The sequence below is a fragment of the Gordonia rhizosphera NBRC 16068 genome (genome assembly GCF_000298195.1).
Taxonomy (GTDB): Bacteria; Actinomycetota; Actinomycetes; order Mycobacteriales; family Mycobacteriaceae; genus Gordonia; species Gordonia rhizosphera.
Genome location: NZ_BAHC01000186.1, coordinates 1 through 19,578, shown reverse-complemented (window position 1 = coordinate 19,578; position 19,578 = coordinate 1). Strand labels below are relative to the sequence as shown.

Annotated in this window: 21 protein-coding genes; 4 read left to right on the top strand and 17 right to left on the bottom strand. The window is 66.8% G+C overall.

What is annotated here, in order from left to right; translation table 11 throughout:
* Nucleotides 1–798 (bottom strand): lysophospholipid acyltransferase family protein, encoded by a 798-nt coding sequence (locus tag GORHZ_RS22645; RefSeq protein WP_006337327.1) that lies wholly within the window; start codon nt 796–798, stop codon nt 1–3.
* A 238-nt stretch (nt 799–1,036) separates the two neighbouring features.
* Between GORHZ_RS22645 and GORHZ_RS22640 the strand changes: the two genes are divergently transcribed.
* Complete coding sequence (locus GORHZ_RS22640; RefSeq protein WP_006337326.1) at nt 1,037–1,960, top strand: amidohydrolase family protein; 924 nt, start codon at nt 1,037–1,039, stop codon at nt 1,958–1,960.
* 13 nt (nt 1,961–1,973) lie between these two features.
* Here the strand turns inward: GORHZ_RS22640 and GORHZ_RS22635 are convergent, their stop codons facing one another.
* Entirely contained in the window at nt 1,974–2,243 is a 270-nt protein-coding gene (locus GORHZ_RS22635; RefSeq protein WP_006337325.1) for a DUF2277 domain-containing protein, read from the bottom strand.
* A gap of 91 nt (nt 2,244–2,334) precedes the next feature.
* Nucleotides 2,335–3,303: an NADPH:quinone oxidoreductase family protein gene (locus GORHZ_RS22630; protein WP_040533053.1), complete on the bottom strand. Its 969-nt coding sequence runs from the start codon at nt 3,301–3,303 to the stop codon at nt 2,335–2,337.
* Between the two features lie 49 nt (nt 3,304–3,352).
* On the opposite strand from GORHZ_RS22630, the gene GORHZ_RS22625 reads away from it, so the two are divergent.
* Nucleotides 3,353–4,048, top strand: coding sequence for a class I SAM-dependent methyltransferase (locus GORHZ_RS22625; RefSeq protein ID WP_006337323.1), 696 nt, complete (start codon nt 3,353–3,355; stop codon nt 4,046–4,048).
* Between the two features lie 99 nt (nt 4,049–4,147).
* Here GORHZ_RS22625 and GORHZ_RS22620 read toward each other — a convergent pair whose 3' ends face one another.
* The 5 genes from GORHZ_RS22620 to GORHZ_RS22605 all read right to left on the bottom strand — a co-directional run bounded on the left by GORHZ_RS22620 (nt 4,148) and on the right by GORHZ_RS22605 (nt 8,369).
* A complete protein-coding gene (locus GORHZ_RS22620; RefSeq protein WP_157205321.1) occupies nt 4,148–4,840 on the bottom strand; it encodes a hypothetical protein in 693 nt (230 codons plus the stop codon).
* Between the two features lie 74 nt (nt 4,841–4,914).
* Complete coding sequence (locus GORHZ_RS29705; RefSeq protein ID WP_006337321.1) at nt 4,915–5,112, bottom strand: hypothetical protein; 198 nt, start codon at nt 5,110–5,112, stop codon at nt 4,915–4,917.
* 148 nt (nt 5,113–5,260) lie between these two features.
* Nucleotides 5,261–6,013 carry an SDR family NAD(P)-dependent oxidoreductase gene (locus GORHZ_RS22615; protein ID WP_040533070.1) on the bottom strand — a complete coding sequence of 251 codons (753 nt, stop codon included), beginning with the start codon at nt 6,011–6,013 and terminating at the stop codon, nt 5,261–5,263.
* Nucleotides 6,014–6,018: 5 nt separating this feature from the next.
* Complete coding sequence (locus GORHZ_RS22610) at nt 6,019–6,960, bottom strand: alpha/beta hydrolase (protein WP_006337319.1); 942 nt, start codon at nt 6,958–6,960, stop codon at nt 6,019–6,021.
* Nucleotides 6,960–8,369, bottom strand: a complete 1,410-nt coding sequence (locus GORHZ_RS22605) for a flavin-containing monooxygenase (RefSeq protein WP_006337318.1) — start codon at nt 8,367–8,369, stop codon at nt 6,960–6,962. The genes GORHZ_RS22610 and GORHZ_RS22605 overlap by 1 nt, the downstream gene beginning before the upstream one ends.
* Nucleotides 8,370–8,524: 155 nt before the next feature.
* On the opposite strand from GORHZ_RS22605, the gene GORHZ_RS22600 reads away from it, so the two are divergent.
* Nucleotides 8,525–9,163 carry a TetR/AcrR family transcriptional regulator gene (locus GORHZ_RS22600; RefSeq protein ID WP_051999041.1) on the top strand — a complete coding sequence of 213 codons (639 nt, stop codon included), beginning with the start codon at nt 8,525–8,527 and terminating at the stop codon, nt 9,161–9,163.
* Here GORHZ_RS22600 and GORHZ_RS22595 read toward each other — a convergent pair.
* From GORHZ_RS22595 to GORHZ_RS22575, 5 genes are all read right to left on the bottom strand, one after another.
* Complete coding sequence (locus GORHZ_RS22595) at nt 9,160–10,035, bottom strand: LLM class F420-dependent oxidoreductase (RefSeq protein ID WP_006337316.1); 876 nt, start codon at nt 10,033–10,035, stop codon at nt 9,160–9,162. The genes GORHZ_RS22600 and GORHZ_RS22595 overlap by 4 nt on opposite strands.
* A 203-nt stretch (nt 10,036–10,238) precedes the next feature.
* Complete coding sequence (locus GORHZ_RS22590; RefSeq protein WP_006337315.1) at nt 10,239–11,285, bottom strand: prenyltransferase/squalene oxidase repeat-containing protein; 1,047 nt, start codon at nt 11,283–11,285, stop codon at nt 10,239–10,241.
* Complete coding sequence (locus GORHZ_RS22585) at nt 11,282–12,010, bottom strand: class I SAM-dependent methyltransferase (RefSeq protein WP_006337314.1); 729 nt, start codon at nt 12,008–12,010, stop codon at nt 11,282–11,284. Before GORHZ_RS22585 ends, GORHZ_RS22590 begins: the two co-directional genes overlap by 4 nt.
* Nucleotides 12,004–13,272, bottom strand: coding sequence for a glycosyltransferase family 4 protein (locus tag GORHZ_RS22580; protein ID WP_006337313.1), 1,269 nt, complete (start codon nt 13,270–13,272; stop codon nt 12,004–12,006). Before GORHZ_RS22580 ends, GORHZ_RS22585 begins: the two co-directional genes overlap by 7 nt.
* A complete protein-coding gene (locus GORHZ_RS22575; RefSeq protein ID WP_006337312.1) occupies nt 13,273–14,952 on the bottom strand; it encodes an FAD-dependent oxidoreductase in 1,680 nt (559 codons plus the stop codon). It lies immediately after the preceding gene.
* 99 nt (nt 14,953–15,051) lie between these two features.
* On the opposite strand from GORHZ_RS22575, the gene GORHZ_RS22570 reads away from it, so the two are divergent.
* A complete protein-coding gene (locus GORHZ_RS22570; RefSeq protein WP_006337311.1) occupies nt 15,052–15,885 on the top strand; it encodes an acyl-[acyl-carrier-protein] thioesterase in 834 nt (277 codons plus the stop codon).
* An 18-nt stretch (nt 15,886–15,903) separates the two neighbouring features.
* On the opposite strand, the gene GORHZ_RS22565 is transcribed toward GORHZ_RS22570, so the two are convergent.
* The 4 genes from GORHZ_RS22565 to GORHZ_RS22550 form a co-directional block, all read right to left on the bottom strand.
* Nucleotides 15,904–16,452 carry a DUF3558 domain-containing protein gene (locus GORHZ_RS22565; RefSeq protein ID WP_040533047.1) on the bottom strand — a complete coding sequence of 183 codons (549 nt, stop codon included), beginning with the start codon at nt 16,450–16,452 and terminating at the stop codon, nt 15,904–15,906.
* On the bottom strand, nt 16,449–17,342 hold the full coding sequence (locus tag GORHZ_RS22560) for a DUF3558 family protein (protein ID WP_006337309.1): 894 nt from the start codon (nt 17,340–17,342) through the stop codon (nt 16,449–16,451). Before GORHZ_RS22560 ends, GORHZ_RS22565 begins: the two co-directional genes overlap by 4 nt.
* Nucleotides 17,343–17,348: 6 nt before the next feature.
* Entirely contained in the window at nt 17,349–17,543 is a 195-nt protein-coding gene (locus GORHZ_RS22555) for a hypothetical protein (RefSeq protein WP_006337308.1), read from the bottom strand.
* 133 nt (nt 17,544–17,676) lie between these two features.
* The coding region (locus GORHZ_RS22550; protein ID WP_306302428.1) for a hypothetical protein at nt 17,677–19,578 on the bottom strand (1,902 nt) is incomplete at its 5' end.

The window sequence follows — 19,578 nt, the reverse complement described above, 5'->3', positions numbered from 1 at the left end:
TCAGCCCAGTACCGGGAAACGCCGCTCGCGTGCGAGCCCGTCGAGCGCGTGCTGCATACGCTTGCGCACCATCTCGTCGACCTGCTCGATGTCGGGGTCACGACCGAACTCGGCCTCGATGTCGATGGGCTCGAGAATCTCGGTGACGAGCTTGGACGGCAGCGGGAGATTCGGTGGGAGACTCGGGGTCAGCCCGAAGGGAAAGCCCAGGGTGAGCGGGGCACTCTTGGTGCGGAACATTTTGTCGAAGCGGAGGAACCGGGCCAGGCCCGTGCCGTCGTTGAGGTAGAGCTGGGTCTCCTGCCCGCCGATGGTCACCACCGGGAGGATCTTCACCCCTGCTTCGAGCGCGGTGCGGATGTACCCCTGACGACCGTAGAAGTCGATCTTGGCACCGTCACGGGTCGGGCGCATCGCGTCCCGGTCGCCGCCTGGGAACACCAGCAGACTCTCGCCCGAGCGCAGGATCTCGACCGCACCCTCCCGACTTCCGGGCACCAGACCGAATGCGCGCATGACGGGACCGAATGGCCCGAGGAACATGACGTCGTGGGCGATGGTGTGCACATTGCGCGGTGCACCGAAGCGGTCGGCGAACGCCGTCGCGACCATCGGCATGTCAACGCTGAAGGTGCCACCAGAGTGATTGGACACGATCAGCACACCGTCGTCGGGGATGTGCTGCTCACCGCGGACCTCGGCCCGGAAGTAGGTCTTGACGAACAGACTCATGAGCGGGACGAGCTGCTGCATCACGCTCATGCCTGCTGTTCCGGAATCGGTAGCGCCAGTGGCCATCTCATTCACTCCTGATCGGGCGTGTGATTCGTGAACAGACCCCGGAGGTCGACTGGTCGACGAGCCGCGATTCACGTGAACCAGAGTACTGTCTGGACAGTTGTCTGGTTCATTCGCATCTTATTAGAACACGTTTCAGTGGGGATTCGCCAGGACAGTGATCTAGGTCATATCGCGTTTGCGGCGTCCGCATGCCCGTTTGCATATAGGTGTGAACAGGTGGCGGTAGCGTGGACCCGTGAACACAGTGGGTCCACCGGTTGACGCCTCCGAACCCTTCGGCCCGGAGGAGGTCGCGCGCACGTGCGCCGTCTGGCAGGGTCTCGGGCTTCCCGGGCTGATCGACGTCCACACCCATTTCATGCCCAAGCCGGTGATGGACAAGGTGTGGTCGTACTTCGACTCCATCGGGCCGCGGTTCGGCAAGGAATGGCCGATCACCTATCGCGCCGCCGAGGATCTTCGGGTCGCGACTCTGCAGGAGTTCGGGGTTCGGGCGTACTCCTCACTGGTCTACCCGCACAAAGCCGACATGGCCGAATGGCTCAACGGCTGGGCCGCCGACTTCGCCGCACACCATCCCGACTGTCTGCCCACAGCGACCTTCTATCCCGAGGAGTCAGCACCGCAGTACGTGTCGCACGCGATCCAGCGCGGCGTCCGGGTGTTCAAATCCCACATCCAGGTCGGCGACTACTCACCGCTGGACTCGCTCCTCGACGGTGTGTGGTCGCAGATCGCCGACAGCCAGGTACCGGTCATCATCCACTGCGGATCAGGTCCCGAGCCCGGCCGCTACACCGGAGTCGAACCGATTCGGACGCTGCTGCATCGCTTTCCGTCGTTGCCGCTGATCATCGCGCACATGGGGACGACCGAGTACATCGAATTCCTCGAACTCGCGGAACAACATCCGTCCGTGTATCTCGATACGACGATGTCCTTCACCGACTTCACCGAAGCCGACTGGCCGTACCCGAAGGATGCATTGCCGAGGCTGCAGGATATCGGCGACAAGATCTTGTTCGGCAGCGACTTCCCGAACATCCCCTACCCGTACACCCACGGGTTGGAGGCGTTGGCACGTCTCGATCTCGGTGACGACTGGCTGCGCGGCGCGGTGTACCGCAACGCGGCGAAGCTGTTCGACATCGCGGCCTGACGACCGGCGCGTACTATCCCCGCGCGGCTATCCGCGCCCGCACCTCCGGCCGGCGTAGCGGCGGCACGGTCTTGGGTGGTTGGCGTCGCTCCGGCAACGCCTCGAGGAGTGCACGTGTGGCCTCGGTGACCTGCTGCACGGCCTCCTCGAAGGCGTCGTGGGCCAGAGCCGAGGGATGCCGGATACCGCTGACCTTGCGGACGTACTGACGCGCGGCCGCCTCGATCTCCTCGTCGGTCGCCGCGGGCTCCAGGCCACGCAGTTCGGTGATGTTGCGGCACATGCTGCGCTCTCCTTCGTCCGTGGTCTCGATACGCCACTCACTTCGTTCGCGGCTACTCGACCAGCCAGGGAGCACCCCAATCGCTGGTCGGTCAGTCGGCGATCTTGACGACCGCCTTCCCCAGGATCCGCCCCTCGGCCAGGTCGGTCAACGCCTTGGGCAGTTCGTCGAGGGTGTAGGTGACGTTGACCTGCGGGCTCATGCCCGCGGCGATCATCTCGGTGAGCTCGTCGTGCAGCAGCTCCGGGACGCCGGGGTGCGTGCGAACATATTCACCCCAGGCCGCGCCGACGACGGCGATGTTGCGGAACAGCACCCGGTTCAGCTTGACCGTCGGGATGCCGCCGGCGGCGAAGCCGATCACCACATACCGGCCGTCGGGGGCCACCTGGCGCAGCGCCTCGTCGAACACGTCACCGCCGGACGGGTCGATCATCACGTCCACGCCCTCAGGTGCGATCTTCTTGAGTTCGGCGCCCCAGCCCTCTTCGAGCTGCACGATCTCGTCGGCACCCGCGCTGCGCAGCAATTCGTCGGCGCCCTTTCGGTGCACGATGGCGATGACCTTGGCGCCCATGGCCTTTGCCACCATGATCGACGCGGTACCGACGCCGCCGGCCGCTCCGAGCACACCGACGACCTCGCCAGGAGCGGTTTGCGCACGGACCTTGAGCGCGAACAGGGCGGTCTGGTAGTTGATGCCCATGGCGGCGCCCTGGTCGAAGGTCAGTCCCTCCGGCAGCGGCAGCAGTTGCTCGGGTGCCGCAACGACCTGCTCGGCGAATCCGCCGACGATGGAGGCCACCAACACCTTGTCACCGACCTTGACCGTCGAGCCCTCGGGTGCCTCGCGCACGACTCCGGCGACCTCGGTGCCGGGGGTGAACGGCGTCGGGACCCGCAGCTGATACTTGCCCTGACTCATCAGCAGATCCGGGAAGCAGATGCCACAGGACTTGATGTCGACGAGAACCTGCCCGTCGGCAGGCTTCGGGTCCGGGACGTCGGTCAGTTCCAGCGCGGAGGGGCCGTTCTCTGCGGTGAGCACTTGAGCTTTCATACGGCTCACCCTACGCGGCCGACGATGACGACCGGATAGGATCTGCCTCATGACCGCATCGTCGACGCAGATGCCCAAAGCCCCATCGCCAGAGCGCCTGAAGGTGGCGGAGGACGCACCCGGATTCATGCCGCTCGACGAGGCGCAGACCTTGTTCGAGATCGCCGGAGAGTATCTGTCCCAACCGGATTCGACCGGTGTCGGCATCGAGATCGGCACCTACTGCGGCAAGTCGACCGTCTTCCTGGGGGCCGCTGCCGAACCGGTCGGCGCGACCATCGTGACGATCGATCACCATCGCGGCTCCGAGGAACACCAGCCCGGCTGGGAGTACCACGACAAATCCCTCGTCGACCCGCACACCGGCACCTTGGACACCTCGGCCCGGTTTCGTCGGACGATGTTCGACGCCGGTCTCGAGGGCACCGTCATCGGCATGCTGGCCGGGTCGACCATTGCGGCCAAGGTGTGGGGTAAACCGGCCGATTTCGTCTTCATCGACGGTGGGCACAGCATGACCGCGGCGCAGAACGACCTCGACGGCTGGGCACCCTGGGTGCGCATCGGAGGAGCGCTGCTCATCCACGACGTATTCCCCAACCCCGACGACGGCGGACGCCCCCCGTACGAGATCTATCGACAGGCCCTGGCCACCGGGCAGTTCACCGAGGTCCGCGCCGAGGGCTCGCTCCGCGTCCTCCGCCGCACCGCCGGCGACGTCGGCGCACCCCTGCCGCCCCGCTGACGCCCGCAAGGTTCTTCCCTCGGGTATCGCTTCATCCTGCGGGTGCTCGCGGACGACAAAGCGATATCCGGGGGACGAATGGGTTGCGCGATGACGCCGTCACGCGATGACGCCTGCGGCTCGGAGGGCGGTGATCACTCGGGGGTGGAGTACTTTCGGACGTTGGGCGTCGAACCAGGTCCAGCGCACGACGTGTGGTCCGGTGGCGCGGATTGCGTCCTCGCGCAGTTTCTCCTCGTAGATGACCTCCTCGGGCAGTCGGTCGCCGAACGGGCTCGACCGGTGATACTTGAACCGACCGTCGAACTCCCCGACGACCCGGAGCACGCCGTTCACATCGCGCCAGCCGAAGTCGCCGTACACCTCCTTGCGTCTGCCGTCGAGGTCCACCGAGATCGCCACCTGCAGTTCCGGCGGCGGGATCAGCGGGTTCTCGGCCAGCGCGAGCCGGCTCACGGACTCACCGACGCTCTCCGACAACCCGTCGGCCAACGCGATGGCGGAACGCAGCATCGCGATGCCGTGATGTCGCCGAAGTAGCGTGAGCTGCTCGTCGATATCGGCCATCATCACACCGAGCCGCAGGCCCGAATCCAGAACACAGACCGCCTGCGCCAACGTGCTCGTCCGCGCGACGTCGCACATCGACCGGGCACGTGAGGTGACAGGAATGTCGTCGACGATGTCGATATGCGATTCCGCCAGGGCGGCCTGATGGATTATCCCACGTTTGATGGTCTTTCCCGTTGTCGCGGAGGTGAAGTGGACCATCGTCAGGTCGGGCCTGAGCATGGGAATGCGGTGCATCGCAGCCCCCGAGACGTGGCTCGCTGTGCGCTCCGGTCCACCGTAGAGCGACGCGGCGATCACCATGCACGGTAGCGCTCGAGCTTGGCCGGGTGGGACTGTGTGGATTCACCCGCGGTAGGCAGGTAGACCCCGTACCAGACCCGCTCCTTGGCCCCGCTCCAGACGTCTCGGCGCAGCTGCGCATCGCTCACTCCCTTGCCGAGTGCTTCGGCGCGAAACTCCAGGTGCTCGGCCCCGATGTCGAAGTCGTCCATGCCAAGTCATCATGCCCGCACCCACACCGACCCCCGAACTCCCATTCACAGCCGTACTCGCCCCTGTGAGGAACCCAGTTCGTCCCTCGGGTATCGCTACGTCCCCCGCGAGCACGCGGAGAGTCTAGCGATACCCGGGGGACGAACCTCAGGGCATCATCGCTTGCACCCGGCCCAGGACGTTCGGGTAACGCTGGAGGTGGGCGCCGCCGTTGACGTCGAAGGCGGCACCGGTGATCCAGGCGGCCTTGTCCGAGGCGAGGAACACCGCCATGTCGGCGATCTCCTCGGGGCGGCCGCTCCGGCCGAGCGGGGTGTTGTCGACGTACTCGTCCATGAGTCCGGGCACGAGTGCGAGCCCCGCGGTCAGCGGGGTGTCGACGACGCCCGGCTGTATCGCGTTGACCCGAATCCGGCGCGGCGCCAACTCGAGGGCGGCCACCTCGACGAGCATGCTCACACCGGCCTTTGCCGAGCAGTAGGCACCCATCGCGGTCCCCGGCTGCCGGGCGTTGAGCGACGAGATGACCACGATGCTCCCACCGTCGACGATGCGTTGACCGGCGTGCTTGAGTATCAGAAACGATCCGGTGAGGCAGACGTCGATGGTGGTCTGCCAGTCCGCCAGCGACAATTCGGTGAGCGCACCCGGCACGGTCAATCCCGCGCAACTGACGACGACCCGTAGATCGTCGAGTCCGTCGAAGCCGGCGGCCACGGAGTCCTCGTCGGTGACGTCGAGCGCGACCGCGCGGGCCGTCGTACCGATCTCGTCGGCCGCGGACCGTGCGGCGTCGACGTTGATGTCGGCGATCGTGACGGCGTATCCCTCCGCGGCGAGCGCTCGAGCGGTCGCCAGCCCGATTCCGGATGCGCCGCCGACGACGACCGCCGTGCCCATGGCGATCATCGCGCCGCCTTCTCGATGGTCTGCCGGGTCGCGGGCGACAGGTGACGCGCGAGGAACGAGAGTTGGTGGTCGACGGCCGGCTCGAACCAGTCGTGACCGGCGAAGATGTCGAAGTGGTCGCACGGGTAGTGCCGGACCTCCGCGTGCGCCGCGAACGCGGCCTTGGCCGCGGAGTGCGGTGGGGCCGCGGAATCGAAGTCGGCGATCTGGACCAGCGTCGGTGCGGTGATCCTCGAGGCGTACTTGTCCGCCCGAAACCGTCCGAGCTCGAGGCCCACCGCGGCGTCGACCTCGTTGCGCCACGACGGGCCGGCGATCGACAGATAGCTCTCATAGAAGCCGTCGGCGGTCAACGCGGCGTGCTCGCCCGGACGGCCGACGACGGGCATCATCGTCGGCGCACGCCCGATCCGGGCGCCCAGGGCGCTGCCGATGCCGGTCATCGTCGACGACACCATCGCCGCCCCGCCGACCTCGTGGTAGGCGAGCCGCCCGGCGGCCGGGCCGCTGACGAGCGGGATCGCGGCGATCACCGCACACACATCGTCGTGGCCGGCGGCGACGGTCATCGCGAAACCGGCCGACATCGACACGCCCCACACCACCACCCGTGCCGGGTCGACGCCCGGTTGACAGCTCGCCGCGGTGATGGCGCTGCGATAGTCGTCGAGCTGACCGGACAGCGAGATCCGCTGTCGTGGTTCACCTCCCGACAGACCGAAACCACGGAAGTCGAAGGCGAGCACCGCGAGGCCGGTGCCGGCGAACCGCTCGGCGAACGGTTCGAGGCCGGAATCCTTGGTGCCGGCGAATCCGTGCGCCATCACCACCACTGGGCGGCCCGCCGGGCCGTCGTACGGCGACGGGTCGATGCCTCGGTAGAACCAGGCGTCACACGGGGTTCCGTGGGAGTCGAAGGTGATCGTCTGACGCGTCATCAGCGCTCCTGGGGACTTCCGGCGATTGCCGGCTCGGCGTGGCGGGTCTCGGTGTCGGCGGCGACCCGCGCCCACTGCGGCGCGCCCATCGTCGCGGCTCGGCGCATCCCGGCGGGGATCTCCTTGACCCGCATGTTGTGTTCGTAGAGGTAGTGGTCGAGTTGTTGGGTGTGCCGGGGCCGGTTGAGCATGTGCCCTGTATAGAACTCGGTGTCGGACTTGATGACCCGGCGCATCTCGCCGGTGGACGGCAGACGGTACCGACCCACCGCGTAGGCGCCGATCAGCCGGGCCTGACATTCGACGAACGGGAACAGCGTCGGTACCGCTTGCGCGAAGCCGGCGAAGATCAGGTCGTCGATACCCGGAGAGAACATCCGCTTGTAGAGGTCAATCCGATTGTCGGGGGCGCTGATGAAATCGGGATCGAAGAACGGGAAGGTGATGTTGTATCCCGTTGCGTAGATGATGATGTCGAAGTCGCCGGAGGTTCCGTCGACGAAATGGACGGTGTCCCCGTCGAGGCAGGCGATGTCGGGTTTGGGGATGATGTCACCGGAGCCGAGACGCAGCGGCAACTCCACCGACTGGGTCGGATGCGCTTCGAAGAACTTGTGATTCGGCGTAGGGAGACCATAGGACTCGGGCCGCCCGGCGGTCATCGGTTGCATCACCTGCATGAACTTCCGCTGCCAGGAGACCGGGATGTGCGGCGAGGTGTGGTAGTACTTGTCGGCCGGTTTGCCGGCGAAGTATTTCGGCACAATCCAGGCGCTGGAGCGGGTCGACAGGGTGAGCGTGTTGTCGAGGGCCTTCGACGACAGTTCGACGGCGATGTCGGCAGCGCTGTTGCCCAGGCCCACCACCAGGATCCGCTTACCGGAGAAGTCGTGCGGCGTTCGCGGATCGACGTAGTGATGCGCGTGCATGGTGATACCGCTGAACTCGCCCGGGAAGTCCGGGAATCGGGGATCCCAGTGATGTCCGTTGGCCACCACCAGCAGGTCGAAGCGTCGTTGCTCTCCGCGTTGGGTTTCCAGTTCCCACCCACCGCCGTCGAGGCGGCGGGCGTGGGTGATGCCGTTGGTGAACTCGATGCGACTCAGGAGATCGAACGCCTCGGCGTAGTCGTCCAGATACGCCTTGATCTGGCTGTGATGCGGAAAGTCGGGATAGTCGTCGGGCATCGGGAAGTCCCGGAAGGACAGTTGATGTTTCGAAGTGTCGATATGCAGGGACCGGTACGCGCTGCTGTGACCGTTGGGGTTACCGAAGGCCCAGTTGCCCCCGATGCGGTCGGAGGATTCGAAACAGGTGTAGGGCACGCCGTAGTCGGTCAGCATCTTGCCCGCGGTGAGCCCGCTGATGCCTGCGCCGATGATCGCGGTACGCGGAAGATAGGCGCTCATGGTTCCTCCCCGAGTGGCCCGCCGAGCGACGTCGAACGCGCGCAGACGGGATAGACAGATCGTTCATTCTGTCTACCTCATTTGTCCGCTCAGGTAAACAGAATCCGGGATCTGTCTACGGATTTTGCTAGGCTGCGATCGTGAGCGAGGCACCGATGCGACTGCAGCGGGCCACGACGGCCACCGCGCGGCTGCTCGATGCAACGGAAAAGCTGCTGGCCGACAAGGGAATCCGCTCGACCACGATGCAGGAGGTGGCCGAGCGGGCCGGTGTGTCCCGCGCCTGGCTGTACCGCCACTTCCCCGACAAACCGAGCCTTATCGGCGCCGCCATCGTGCGCCTGAACGAGTCGTTCTGGTCCGATGCACGCACCGAGCTCGAACAGATCCCGACCTTCGACCGACAGGTCGCCGCCGGCGTGCGGATCGGGCGTGGTGCCTACGACGATCCCGGCACCCTCCTGCTTCGATTGCGCACGACCGAGCCAGACGACTTCGCGGCCTGCGCGGGTGCCGGGGTGACCGGACTGGTCCCCGATCTCGCGCTCTTCTGGCGCCCCTACGTCGCGGACGCGGCGCAGCGCGGCGAGATCCATCCCGGACACGATCTCGACGAGGTGGCGGAATGGGTTGCGCGCGTGCTGATCAGCCTTGGCACGGTGCCCGGCGACACCGTCGACCCCGACGACACGGATGCCGTGCTGCGCCAGATCCAGCGATACCTCATGCCCGCGCTGAGGACGGCGCCGGACGAGGATGCCGGCGACAGTGGCCTCGATACGGCACTCGCCTAGCGGCTCGCACCTACTCGACCAGCAGAATGTGCGAGTCCGAGTTTGCCGGCGAGTTTGGCGAGGTAGCCGCTCGCACGTTCGACGCTGTCGTCGGGAAGACCGTAGAGCACCGTGGTCACTCCGATCTCGCGCCAGCGCTCGAGTTTCTCGGGCACCGGTTTGAAGTCCAGCACGACGATCTGTGGATCACCCGAACGGCCTGCGTCGGACCAGATCTGCTTGAGCAGCGCAACCGAGCCCTCGATGTCCTCTTCGCCCGGAGTAGTGATCCAGCCGTCGGCACTGCGGGCGATCCACTTGAAGTTCTTCTCGTTGCCGGCCGCACCGACGATGGTGGGGATGTGTGTTTGCCGCGGCTTTGGCCACGCCCAGCTCGGGCCGAAATCGACAAACTCGCCATGATATTCGGCTTCTTCGTCGGTCCACAACGCTCGCATCGCCTCGAGGTACTCGCGCAGCATCGTGCGGCGCCGCTTCGGCGGCACGTCGTGATCAGCCAATTCGTCCAGGTTCCAGCCGAATCCGACGCCTAGCGTCAGGCGTCCCGACGAGAGGTGATCCACTGTGGCGAGCGTCTTGGCGAGCGTGATCGGATCCGACTGCACGGGCAGCGCGACCGCAGTGGCCAGCCGGATGCGTTCGGTCACCGCCGCCGCCGCCGCCAGCGAGGTCCACGGGTCCAGCGTGCGCATGTAACGATCATCGGGAAGCGACGAGTCCCCGGTCCGCGGATGAGCGGTCTCGCGACGGGTCGGGATATGACCATGCTCCGGCACGAAGTAGGACGCGAATCCGGCCTCCTCGATCAGCGGCGCGAGCACATGCGGCATGAGGCCGCGATCGCTGGTGAACTGCACGATTCCGAATTCCATGGGTCCTCCACTGACGCCCGTTTTCCGCCGGACCGACACTCTGGACGGATGACTGGACACTAGTCTAGGTCAGTCGACCCGCAGAGGCCAGCCCTCGCGTTGCCGCTTGTTGCGCCGCGCGCGTCAATGAGCAACCGTGCGGGTGGCGCCGGGATCGGGGTTGCCGTTGGCGCCGTACGCATCAATTGGCAACCTGCTCGACGCTAGGCGCTGCGCTCCTCGGCACTCACTCCTGGGCGGACATCACGGAAGATCCCGTGGCCCGCAGAGGTCCGGCTGACTGCATCGGCGGCCAGCACGACGGCCGCCGACGTCCAGCAACTCTTCTCCACGGGCCAGCGTTTGTCGTCGGCGTAGACGAGGCCGGTCCAGTACGAACCGTCGGGGTCACGCAGATGCTGGATGGACTCGATGAGCCTGATCGCGTCGTCGGTGTCGCCGAGGGCATCGACCGCGAGCGCGAGCTCACAGGTCTCGGCGCCGGTCACCCAGGGTCGGTGATCCACGCAGCGAATGCCCAGGCCCTCCACCACGAACTCGTCCCACCGTCGCGCGACGAGTTCCTGGCCCGCCCGCCCGCGCACGGCACCACCGAGGATCGGGTAGTACCAGTCCATCGAATGGTCCGACGGCGGCTCGAAGATATCCGGGCGCTCGCGGATCGCGTCGCCGAGGGCGCCGTGCGCTCCCGCCCAGCCCGGCTCCGGCTGCCCGATCTCGTCGGCGATCCGGACGGCGCAGTCCAGTGCCTGGAAAATGCTTGCGTTGCCGGTGATCTGGGCGTGGTCGAACATCGCCCCGGTCCGGTGGTCGCCGGCCCAGCGGAATGCGCCGTCGGGCCGTTGGAACCTCATGACGAGGTCGATCGCCGACCACACCGTCGGCCACATCCGATCCAGGAACCCGGTGTCACCGGTGATCAGGTAGTGGTGCCACACACCGACGGCGATGTAGGAGCAGAAATTGCTGTCGATGTTGGGGTCGACGATTTTGCCGGCGACGGTGCGGATCGGCCAGGAGCCGTCCTCACGCTGGTGCCGCCGCGACCACTCGTAGGCCGCCTCGGCTTCGGCAATCCGTCCGGTCACCGACAGCGCCATCGCGGATTCGATGTGGTCCCAGGGATCGGTCTGCCCGCCCGGGAACCAGGGCAGGGCACCCGAATCCTCCTGCATTCGGGCGATCGCCGCGCCCGTCGCGTCGACCTGCTGTGCTGTCAGCACACCGGCGATCGCGGGCAGCACCGTCACGAGGTCGCGGTGTCGGCCGGCTTACGCAAGTACAGGGCGACCGACTTGCCGATGAACGGGTTGAGCGCCTGCTCGCCGACCCGGGTCAGCCACGGCTTGCTCATCATGTCCCACACCAGCAGCTGGTGATATCCCTTGACCAGCAGGTTGTCGTTGTTCTCCACGCCGACAGCACATTTCAGCCACCAGTAGGGTGCATGCAACGCGTGCGCGTATCCGGTTGCGGTGACCTCAAGGCCTGCGGTGCGCAGTTTGTCGGCGAGGTCGGAGGCCTTGTAGATGCGTATGTGGCCGCCCTCGACCTCGTGGTATTCGTCCGACAGCGCCCAGCACACCTTCTCCGGCCAGTACCGGGGCACCGTGACCGCGGCGAGGCCACCAGGCTTGAGAATCCGCACCATCTCGGCGATGGCCGCCTCGTCGCTCGGGATGTGCTCGAGGATCTCCGACATGAGGACGACGTCGAAGCTGTTGTCGGCGTACGGGAGACGCAGCGCGTCACCGACCTCTGCCCGGGCCTTGGCGTCGGCGGGCACATGGCCCTCGGCCATCATCGCGTCGAACATCTCACCGACATCGGCCATGTCCTTCTCGGACTGATCGAACGCGATGACGTCGGCGCCGCGCCGGAACATCTCGAACGAGTGCCTGCCCTGACCGGCGCCGATATCGATCGCCCTGGTCTGCGGACCCACCCCCAGACGGTCGAAATCCACTGTCAGCACTCGTTGTTCCCTTCGTTGTCGCGAGCCACCCGCGCCAGCACGGTGTCGTAGTGCGCGGCGGTCTTGGCTGCGACCGCCGCCCAGCTGTAACGCTCCTCGACCCGGCTGCGTCCCGCCTGCCCCATCCGGGCACGCAACTGCGCGTCGTCGAGCAGCCGGCCGATGGACTCGGCGAGCTTGCCGGAATCGCTTGGCGGCACCAGCAACGCGGCCTCCCCGTCGGTGCCGACGACCTCGGGGATGGCGCCCGCACGGGTCGCCACCAGCGGGGTCGCGCAGCTCATCGCCTCCACAGCGGGCAGCGAGAAACCCTCGTAGAGCGAAGGGACACAGGCGACTTCGGCGGATGCGAGCAGGTCGGCCATCTCCTGGTCCTCGAGGCCGGAGACCACGGTGACCTTGTCGCGGATGGCGAGGTCGTCGATGAGCTTCGCGGACGGTCCGTTCGGATCGAGTTTGGACACCAGAACCAATTCGATCGGCCGTTCAGCGCTGAGTTTCGCGACCGCTTCGAGCAGGTAGGACACGCCCTTGAGCGGTGCGTCGGCGCTCGCGACGCAGGCCACCCGGCCCGCGACGCGCTCGACTCCGGGACGGAACACCGTGGTGTCGACGCCGAGCGGGATGGTGGTGATGCGGCCCGACGGGATGTCGAAGGCCTTGCGGATGTCGACCTCGCTGCTGCGGGACACGGTGAGCAGCTCGGGGATTCGGCGTGCGACGCGTCCCTGCATACGCAGGAACGAGTGCCATCGCCACGCGGTGATCTTGCGCCAGCCCTTGGCGGCCCTGACCGCCAGGGCACGATCGCGGGTGATCGGGTGGTGGATCGTCGCGATCAGTGGGAACCCCGCGTTCTGGATGTCGAGCAACCCGTAGCCGAGGCACTGGTTGTCGTGCACGATGTCGAAGTCGTCGCGACGCTCCTTGAGCAGCCGGGCGACCCGCAGGCTGAAGGTCAGCGGCTCGCCGAAACTCGCCGTCCACATGGCCCCGACCTCGAGCACGTCGATCCAGTCGCGGTACTCCCTCGGCCGCGGGGTGCGGAACGGGTTCGGTTCGTCGTACAGGCCCAGGCTCGGCACCTTGGTCAGCGTCACCCCGGCGTCGATCGCCGCCTGGTCGAGGTCGGGATAGGGCTGACCGGAGAAGATCTCCACCTCGTGGCCGAGCAGCGCCAGCTCGCGGGACAGGTGGCGCACGTAGACTCCCTGGCCACCGCAATGCGGTTTGCTGCGATACGACAGCAGTGCGACCCGCATCTACTGCACCGGTTCCATGCCGGCGGCGGTCTCGAACTCGGTGACGGTGGCGAACTTGACCCGACGACGGCCAGCGCTCTTCCCCGCCGATTTCTCGGCGGCGTCGATGGCCTTCCAGCCGCTCAGGTCGACGCGGCGTGCCCCGCGGGTGGACACGATCTCGGCGATGTCGTCACGAGCGGCCTCGGGGGCGGCGAGCGACCCATCGGCGAGATCTTTCAGCACCGCGTCCGCGGTTTCCTGCCCATCCATCCGATTCATTCCGATCCCCCCGGTCGCGCCACGTTTGATCCATCCGGTCACATACAGCCCCGGGACAACGTCGCCGTCGCCACTGACCTGCACCCGACCACCCGTACTCGGAACGATGCCCTTCACCTCGTCGAACGGCAAGTCGAGAACCGGAACGCCACGATAACCGATAGCACGCAGCACCAGCCCCGTCTCGATCTCGAACCGCTCGTCACCCGGCGTCACGGCCACCCGACCGGTACCCGGCGCGTAGGTGTTGCGGACGCAGACCAGTCGCTGCACCTGCCCCTCTCCGATGGCCTCTACCGGGGAGACCAGGAAGCGGAAGACGATACGACGGTTGCCGTCGGTGGTGGGCCGCTCCGAGAACTCGCGGGCCAGCCGGATCTTCGTGGCGATGGTCGAGTCGAGGGTGTCGTCGTCGAGGGCGGCCTCGGTGGCCGGGTCCAAGACGAGTTCGGCGGGATCGATCACCACGTCCACACCGTCGACCTCGCCGAGCGCGAGGAACTCGCTGTTGGTGTAGGCGGCCTGCGCCACCCCGCGGCGGCCGAGCAGCACCACCTCGCGCACCTTGGATTCCCGCAGCTGCGCCAGCGCGTGATCGGCGATGTCGGTGGTGGCCAGGTCCTCGGGGTCGGTGACCAGGATGCGGGCGACATCGAGTGCGACGTTGCCGTTGCCGACCACCACAGCGCGTTCGGTCGACAGGTCGACATCGAACTCGGCGTAGTCGGGATGGCCGTTGTACCAGGCGACGAACTCGGTCGCCGGGATCGAGCCGGGCAGATCCTCGCCCTCGATGCCGAGTCGTTTGTCGGTGGCCGCGCCGACCGCGTAGACCACCGCGTGGTAGCGGTCCATGATCTCGTCGTGCGAGATGTGCTTGCCCACCTCGACGTTGAGGAAGTACTGGAAGTTCTTCTTGGCGGCCGTCGCGGCGAAGGTCTTCTCTACCCCCTTCGTCGACGCGTGATCGGGGGCCACCCCGGCGCGCACCAGCCCGTACGGGGTCGGCAGACGATCGAACATGTCGACCTTGACCTGTGGTTTGCGCACCAGCTCCTCGGCCGCGTAGAAGGCCGCCGGCCCGGCCCCGATGATCGCCACGTGGAACTCACCGTCGGGCAGTTGCGGCAGCTTCTTCGGGGGCACCAGCCCGCCCTCGACGTCGTGATCCTTGTAGTAGTCCGCATTGATCTGCAGGTACGGCTCGTCACGAGCTTCGAGTTGGTCGTCGGGCAGGATCGCCTCCACCGGGCACTCGTCGATGCAGGCGCCACAGTCGATGCAGGTCTCCGGGTCGATGTAGAGCATCTCCGCCGTCAGGAACTCCGGCTCGTCCTGGGTCGGGTGAATGCAGTTGACCGGACACACCGCAACACAACTGGCGTCATTACAACATGGTCGGGTGATCACATGCGCCATCTGCGGTTTCCTCGTAATCCAACACGTGGAACGTGTTCTAGTTTCGCCGTCGTATGTATCTTAGCTGCAAAGATACCGGGGACTGAAAGCGAGGACTGAGTGGACGTATCGCCTACCGGGACCGAGGCACCGATCGCGCCGTTGTCCGACCGTAAGGACGGCGCTCGCTTCTTCGAGGGCCACTACCGAGTCCGCACCGGGGACGTCGACCAGCAGATGCGTGTCCGGCTCGACGCCGTGGCGCGCTACCTGCAAGACGTCGCCAACGACAACATCGAGGCGACCGAGTTCCACTCCACCGATCCGTTCTGGATCGTCCGGCGGACCATCATCGATGTGATCCGGCCGATCTCCTGGCCGGCCGGGTTCACCGCGCAACGCTGGTGCGGGGCGCTCTCCACGCGCTGGACCAACATGCGGGTGCGCCTGACGGCCGATCACGAGACGAACCGGTTCAATCCCGACCCGCGACCCGACGGCCTCATCGAGACCGAGGCCTTCTGGATCAACGTCAACGATCAGGGGATGCCGTCGCGGTTGACGGACAGCGCGTTCGAGATGCTGTCGTCGATGACCGACGAGCACCGCCTGCGGTGGAAGTCGATGAACCCGGAGCAGGCACCGGCGCCCGGCGAGGTGGAGTTACCCGACCGTGAGCACGTGCTGCGCAGCACCGATTTCGACCCGTTCAAGCATCTGAACAACGCGGCCTACCTCGAGGCGGTCGAGGACGAGCTGATCGATCGTCCCGATCTCGTCGACGTCCCCCATCGGGTGGTCATCGAGTACCTCCGTCCCATCGTGCCCGGCGTGACGCTCACGCTGCGGCGGGTTCGCGAACCGGAGCGTCTGCTGATCTGGATGCTGATCCCGGGCGAGGACGGCCAGCAGGTCGTCGCCGCCACGGTGTCGGTATCGAAACTGCCCGTCTGACCGTCGGGATCGTGTCGCTCACTGTCCGCCGGTGAGCAGCAGCTCCATCAGCTTCGTCGGCGCGGCACACGGGTCGGCCGGCGCCGCGGTGCCGCTCGGTTCGACCCACCAGGTGTAAACGCCACGGCTCGGGGCGCGGGCGGTGACGCCGCAGACCGCCGGCCGATTCGGGTCGCGCTGGGTGAACGCGGCCTGACTGGCGATCTTGATGTTCTCCGTCTCGTAGCCGAGCTTCTTGGCGGTGTCCTTCTCCACGGTCGGGTTACCCCATTCGAACCAGTTGAAGGTGACGTTCGCCAGCACCGCGCCTTCGACGATCCAGCGGCAGATCGCGCCGTTGAAGGTGCCGCGCGCGGTGGTGCCACCGACGACCTCGGCGATCTTCGGTGCGGCCAGCACCTGGCACTCCAGCAGCAGATTGTCGAACTGGTCGGTGTCGACGTGCCCCTCCTGCTGGTTGTCGGCGGCACCCACGGCGACCGCGGTGCCGTCGACGGTTCGCGCACAAGCGGTTCCGAGACCGACGACGAGCAATAGGGCCGCCACGGCCAGCATCGCGCGCCTCATGACGCACGCTCGACGGACAGTCGTGACAGCTCCGTCGCCGCGTCACAGATGTGCTCGGTCGACGGCGGCTGTTCGTCGAGGGGCGACAGGACGCCGGCGCTGACCGACCATTCGAAGAAGTCGGCGCCGAAGGCGATACCGATCTCGCAGATGCCGGAGTCGGACGCGATGAACCCCTTGTGTCCGTTGATCTCGAAGTCCTTCGTCGATTCCCGCGTCAACTGCTCGGTCGCGCGTTCCCGGCCGATCGGTGAGCCGCGGTACCAGTTGAACGAGGCCACCGGGCCGGTGCGGTCCGAACCGCTGGCCCATTCGCACACCGAGGCGTTGTTGACGGTGTTGCTCAGCCCGGAGAACTGGGTAATGCGGATGACCTCCTCGGAGGTGACGCCGCCGCACTCGCCGAAGAACGGACCGGCGCCGGCCTGGGCGGCCATGTCGGGGGTCCCGGTCGCGGCGGCGTTGTCGGAACCGCTCGAGCACCCGGCGAGCAGCGTGACGCACACGGCGGCCACCGCGATCAGGAAGCCACCGTGCATCCGCAGCCGATCGAGTTCGCGCCGTTCACGTTTGGTGGGACGGCCCGATCCGGGATCGCGCCGGGGCTGACTGGCCAGGATCTCCCGCGGGGGCGGCGGCGGGCTGTGGTCGATGTAGCATTCGGCGGCGGCCGGGGCCGACACCCGCTTGCTGATCAGTTTCGTCACCTCGACGATGCGTTCGTGTCCGTGCAGCCGGACGCGAACCTCGTCGCCGATCCCGACGGGCTGGGCCGGTTTGGCGGTGGCCCCGTTGACGCAGACGTGGCCGCCGCGACATGCCGCTCCCGCGGCCGACCGGGTCTTGGTGAGCCGGATCGCCCAGATCCAGCTGTCGACACGAGTCGTCACGCCGTCCTATTTCTGTCGGGTCAGCAGGTAGTACCCGGCGCCTCCGGCGACCAGCCCGATGATCAGGGCCGGCCAGAACCCCATGAGCACCCAGAGTACGACGAACACCACGATTCCCGGGGAAACCGCGGCCAGGCTCATACCCGGATGCTGACGGACGACTTGGGAGACCGCGTTGCGCTTGGCCGGATCGGTCGCCATGACTCCTCCTTGGTGAGGCTGAACGGGTGACGTTCAGCGATGACTCCACTGTAGCCAAGACGACGAACCACCCCGCGTGTTCGCCCGTCGGGCGCGCGGGATGGTTCGTGTCGTGGTGCGGGGTGAGTGGGTGTCAGTCTCCGGTGGAACCCGAGAAACCGCCGGAGCCCGTCGTGCTCCCCGATTCGCCGGTCGACGAGCCGGCGCCCTCGGAGCCGCCGCCCTCCGACCCGCCGGTCTCGTTCGAGCCGTCCGAGCTCTCGCCCGATTCCGATTTCTCGGACGCCGCCTCGTCGGATGACGACTCCTCGGATGACCTCTCCGGAGATGACGTCTCCGGAGATGACGACGTCGTCTCGCTGCTCTGCTCCGCGGTGCCCTCGTCGTCGGTACTGTCGCTGCGGTGCTTGCCGACATAGTCGCCGACGATGTCCGACCCACCCTCGGGTGTGCGGTGCTTGCCGATGTAATCCGCGACCGGGCCAACGGAATTCGACGAGGACGCCGGCTCATCGAGAGCCGTCGGCGTCACGATGGGTTCCGTCTCCGGTGTTGACACCGGTGTTGGGTCCTCGAGCGCGCCGGCCCGCAGCAGCATCGGCGTTTCATCGGTCTCCGGCAGGGGTTCCGGCGCGGGGGCGGCCGGCGTCGTGGTGGTCAGCGTCGACGAGGTCGTGTCCGGAATGACATATGGCCCCGCGGTCGGGATGCCGAACGGGAATTCGATCTCCGGAACTCCGATCACCGGGACGATCTCGCCGGTGTCGAGGGTGTTGAGCACCAGGACCGGTGCGCCGAGATGATTCGGACGCTCCTGCCCGTTGACCGTGACCATCGGGTTGAGGGTCAACTCCTGGCCGAGCCAGTTGATGACGATCGGCTCCTGCGTGCCGTAGTCGCTGGTGAACCGCACGAAGTTGCCGCTGAGCAGGTCGTAGTCACCACCGGCGCTCAGCCGAGCGAAGTCCTTGCTGAGGCTGATCGGCTGTCCGTTCAGGATCTGGGTGATGACCTGACCGAAGACGCCGGCCGGGTCGAACAGGATCGCGGATGGGTCGGTGAGACCGAACTGGACCTCCGGGGAGTCCTTGAGGAGGTCGAGGCGGAAATCGAAGGTGCCCGCCACATTGGCGCAGGCACCGACACCTTCGGCGTACGCACCGGTGATGCCGCCGTAGCAGCTGACCTGCTGTATGGCGGGGATGGAGGGCAGTTCGACGCCGAGGATCTCGGAGCTGCCCAGTACCGTCACCGGGATCTCGCTGGTGGTCCACGCGTTCGCCATACCCACGATCGCGAAGGAGATTGCGGTCCGTCCGTCGCTGGCACCGGCGGTGGCGAGGCTGACGGGTAGATACGAGATCGCCGTCGCCTTCCCGCCTCCGGACGCCAGCGCGAACTGGAATCCGCTGCCGATCACCTTCGCCGATCCCTCGGTGACGGGCGCGTCGGGAACAGGCACCCCGATTCCGATCGCGCCCGCACCGGCAACGGCTGTTTGCTGAACGCCGAGGTCGATCAGGTACTGGGCGTAGGCCGCCGCGAAGGCCGCATCGCCGGTCACACCGTCCGGGAAGTCCTCTCGCACCGGCTCCGTCGGCGGATTGTTGAGGTAGTCCTGCGTCCCGTTGTAGAGGACGTCGGTGTCGTCGCCGTCGTCGACCCGCGGCACCAGCTCGATCCGGGTCGGCAGGATCACCGCTACGCCGGTGCCGGTCGACTTCGAACAGTCCGCGCCACCGCTGGTTCCACCCGTGGCGCACAGCTCGATCCGGAGTGCCGTGAGCGCCTCCTGGGTCGCCTCGTTGTTGGCGATGCCGGCGATGATCTCGCCGAGTTGGCCGGCCGGGTCGTCGATCTCACCGACACCGGGGATCGTGACGGCTGCAGCCTGTTCGGGGCTGATCATCTGACCGGCACCCACCGCCGCAACCGTCGCCAGCGCCGCCATGCCGGCGGCCACGGTGTTGCGCTTCTGCTTGCGGTTGCGGCGTCGCTCCTGCTTCCGGGTTCGCCGAATTGCGTTGCGCCCCAC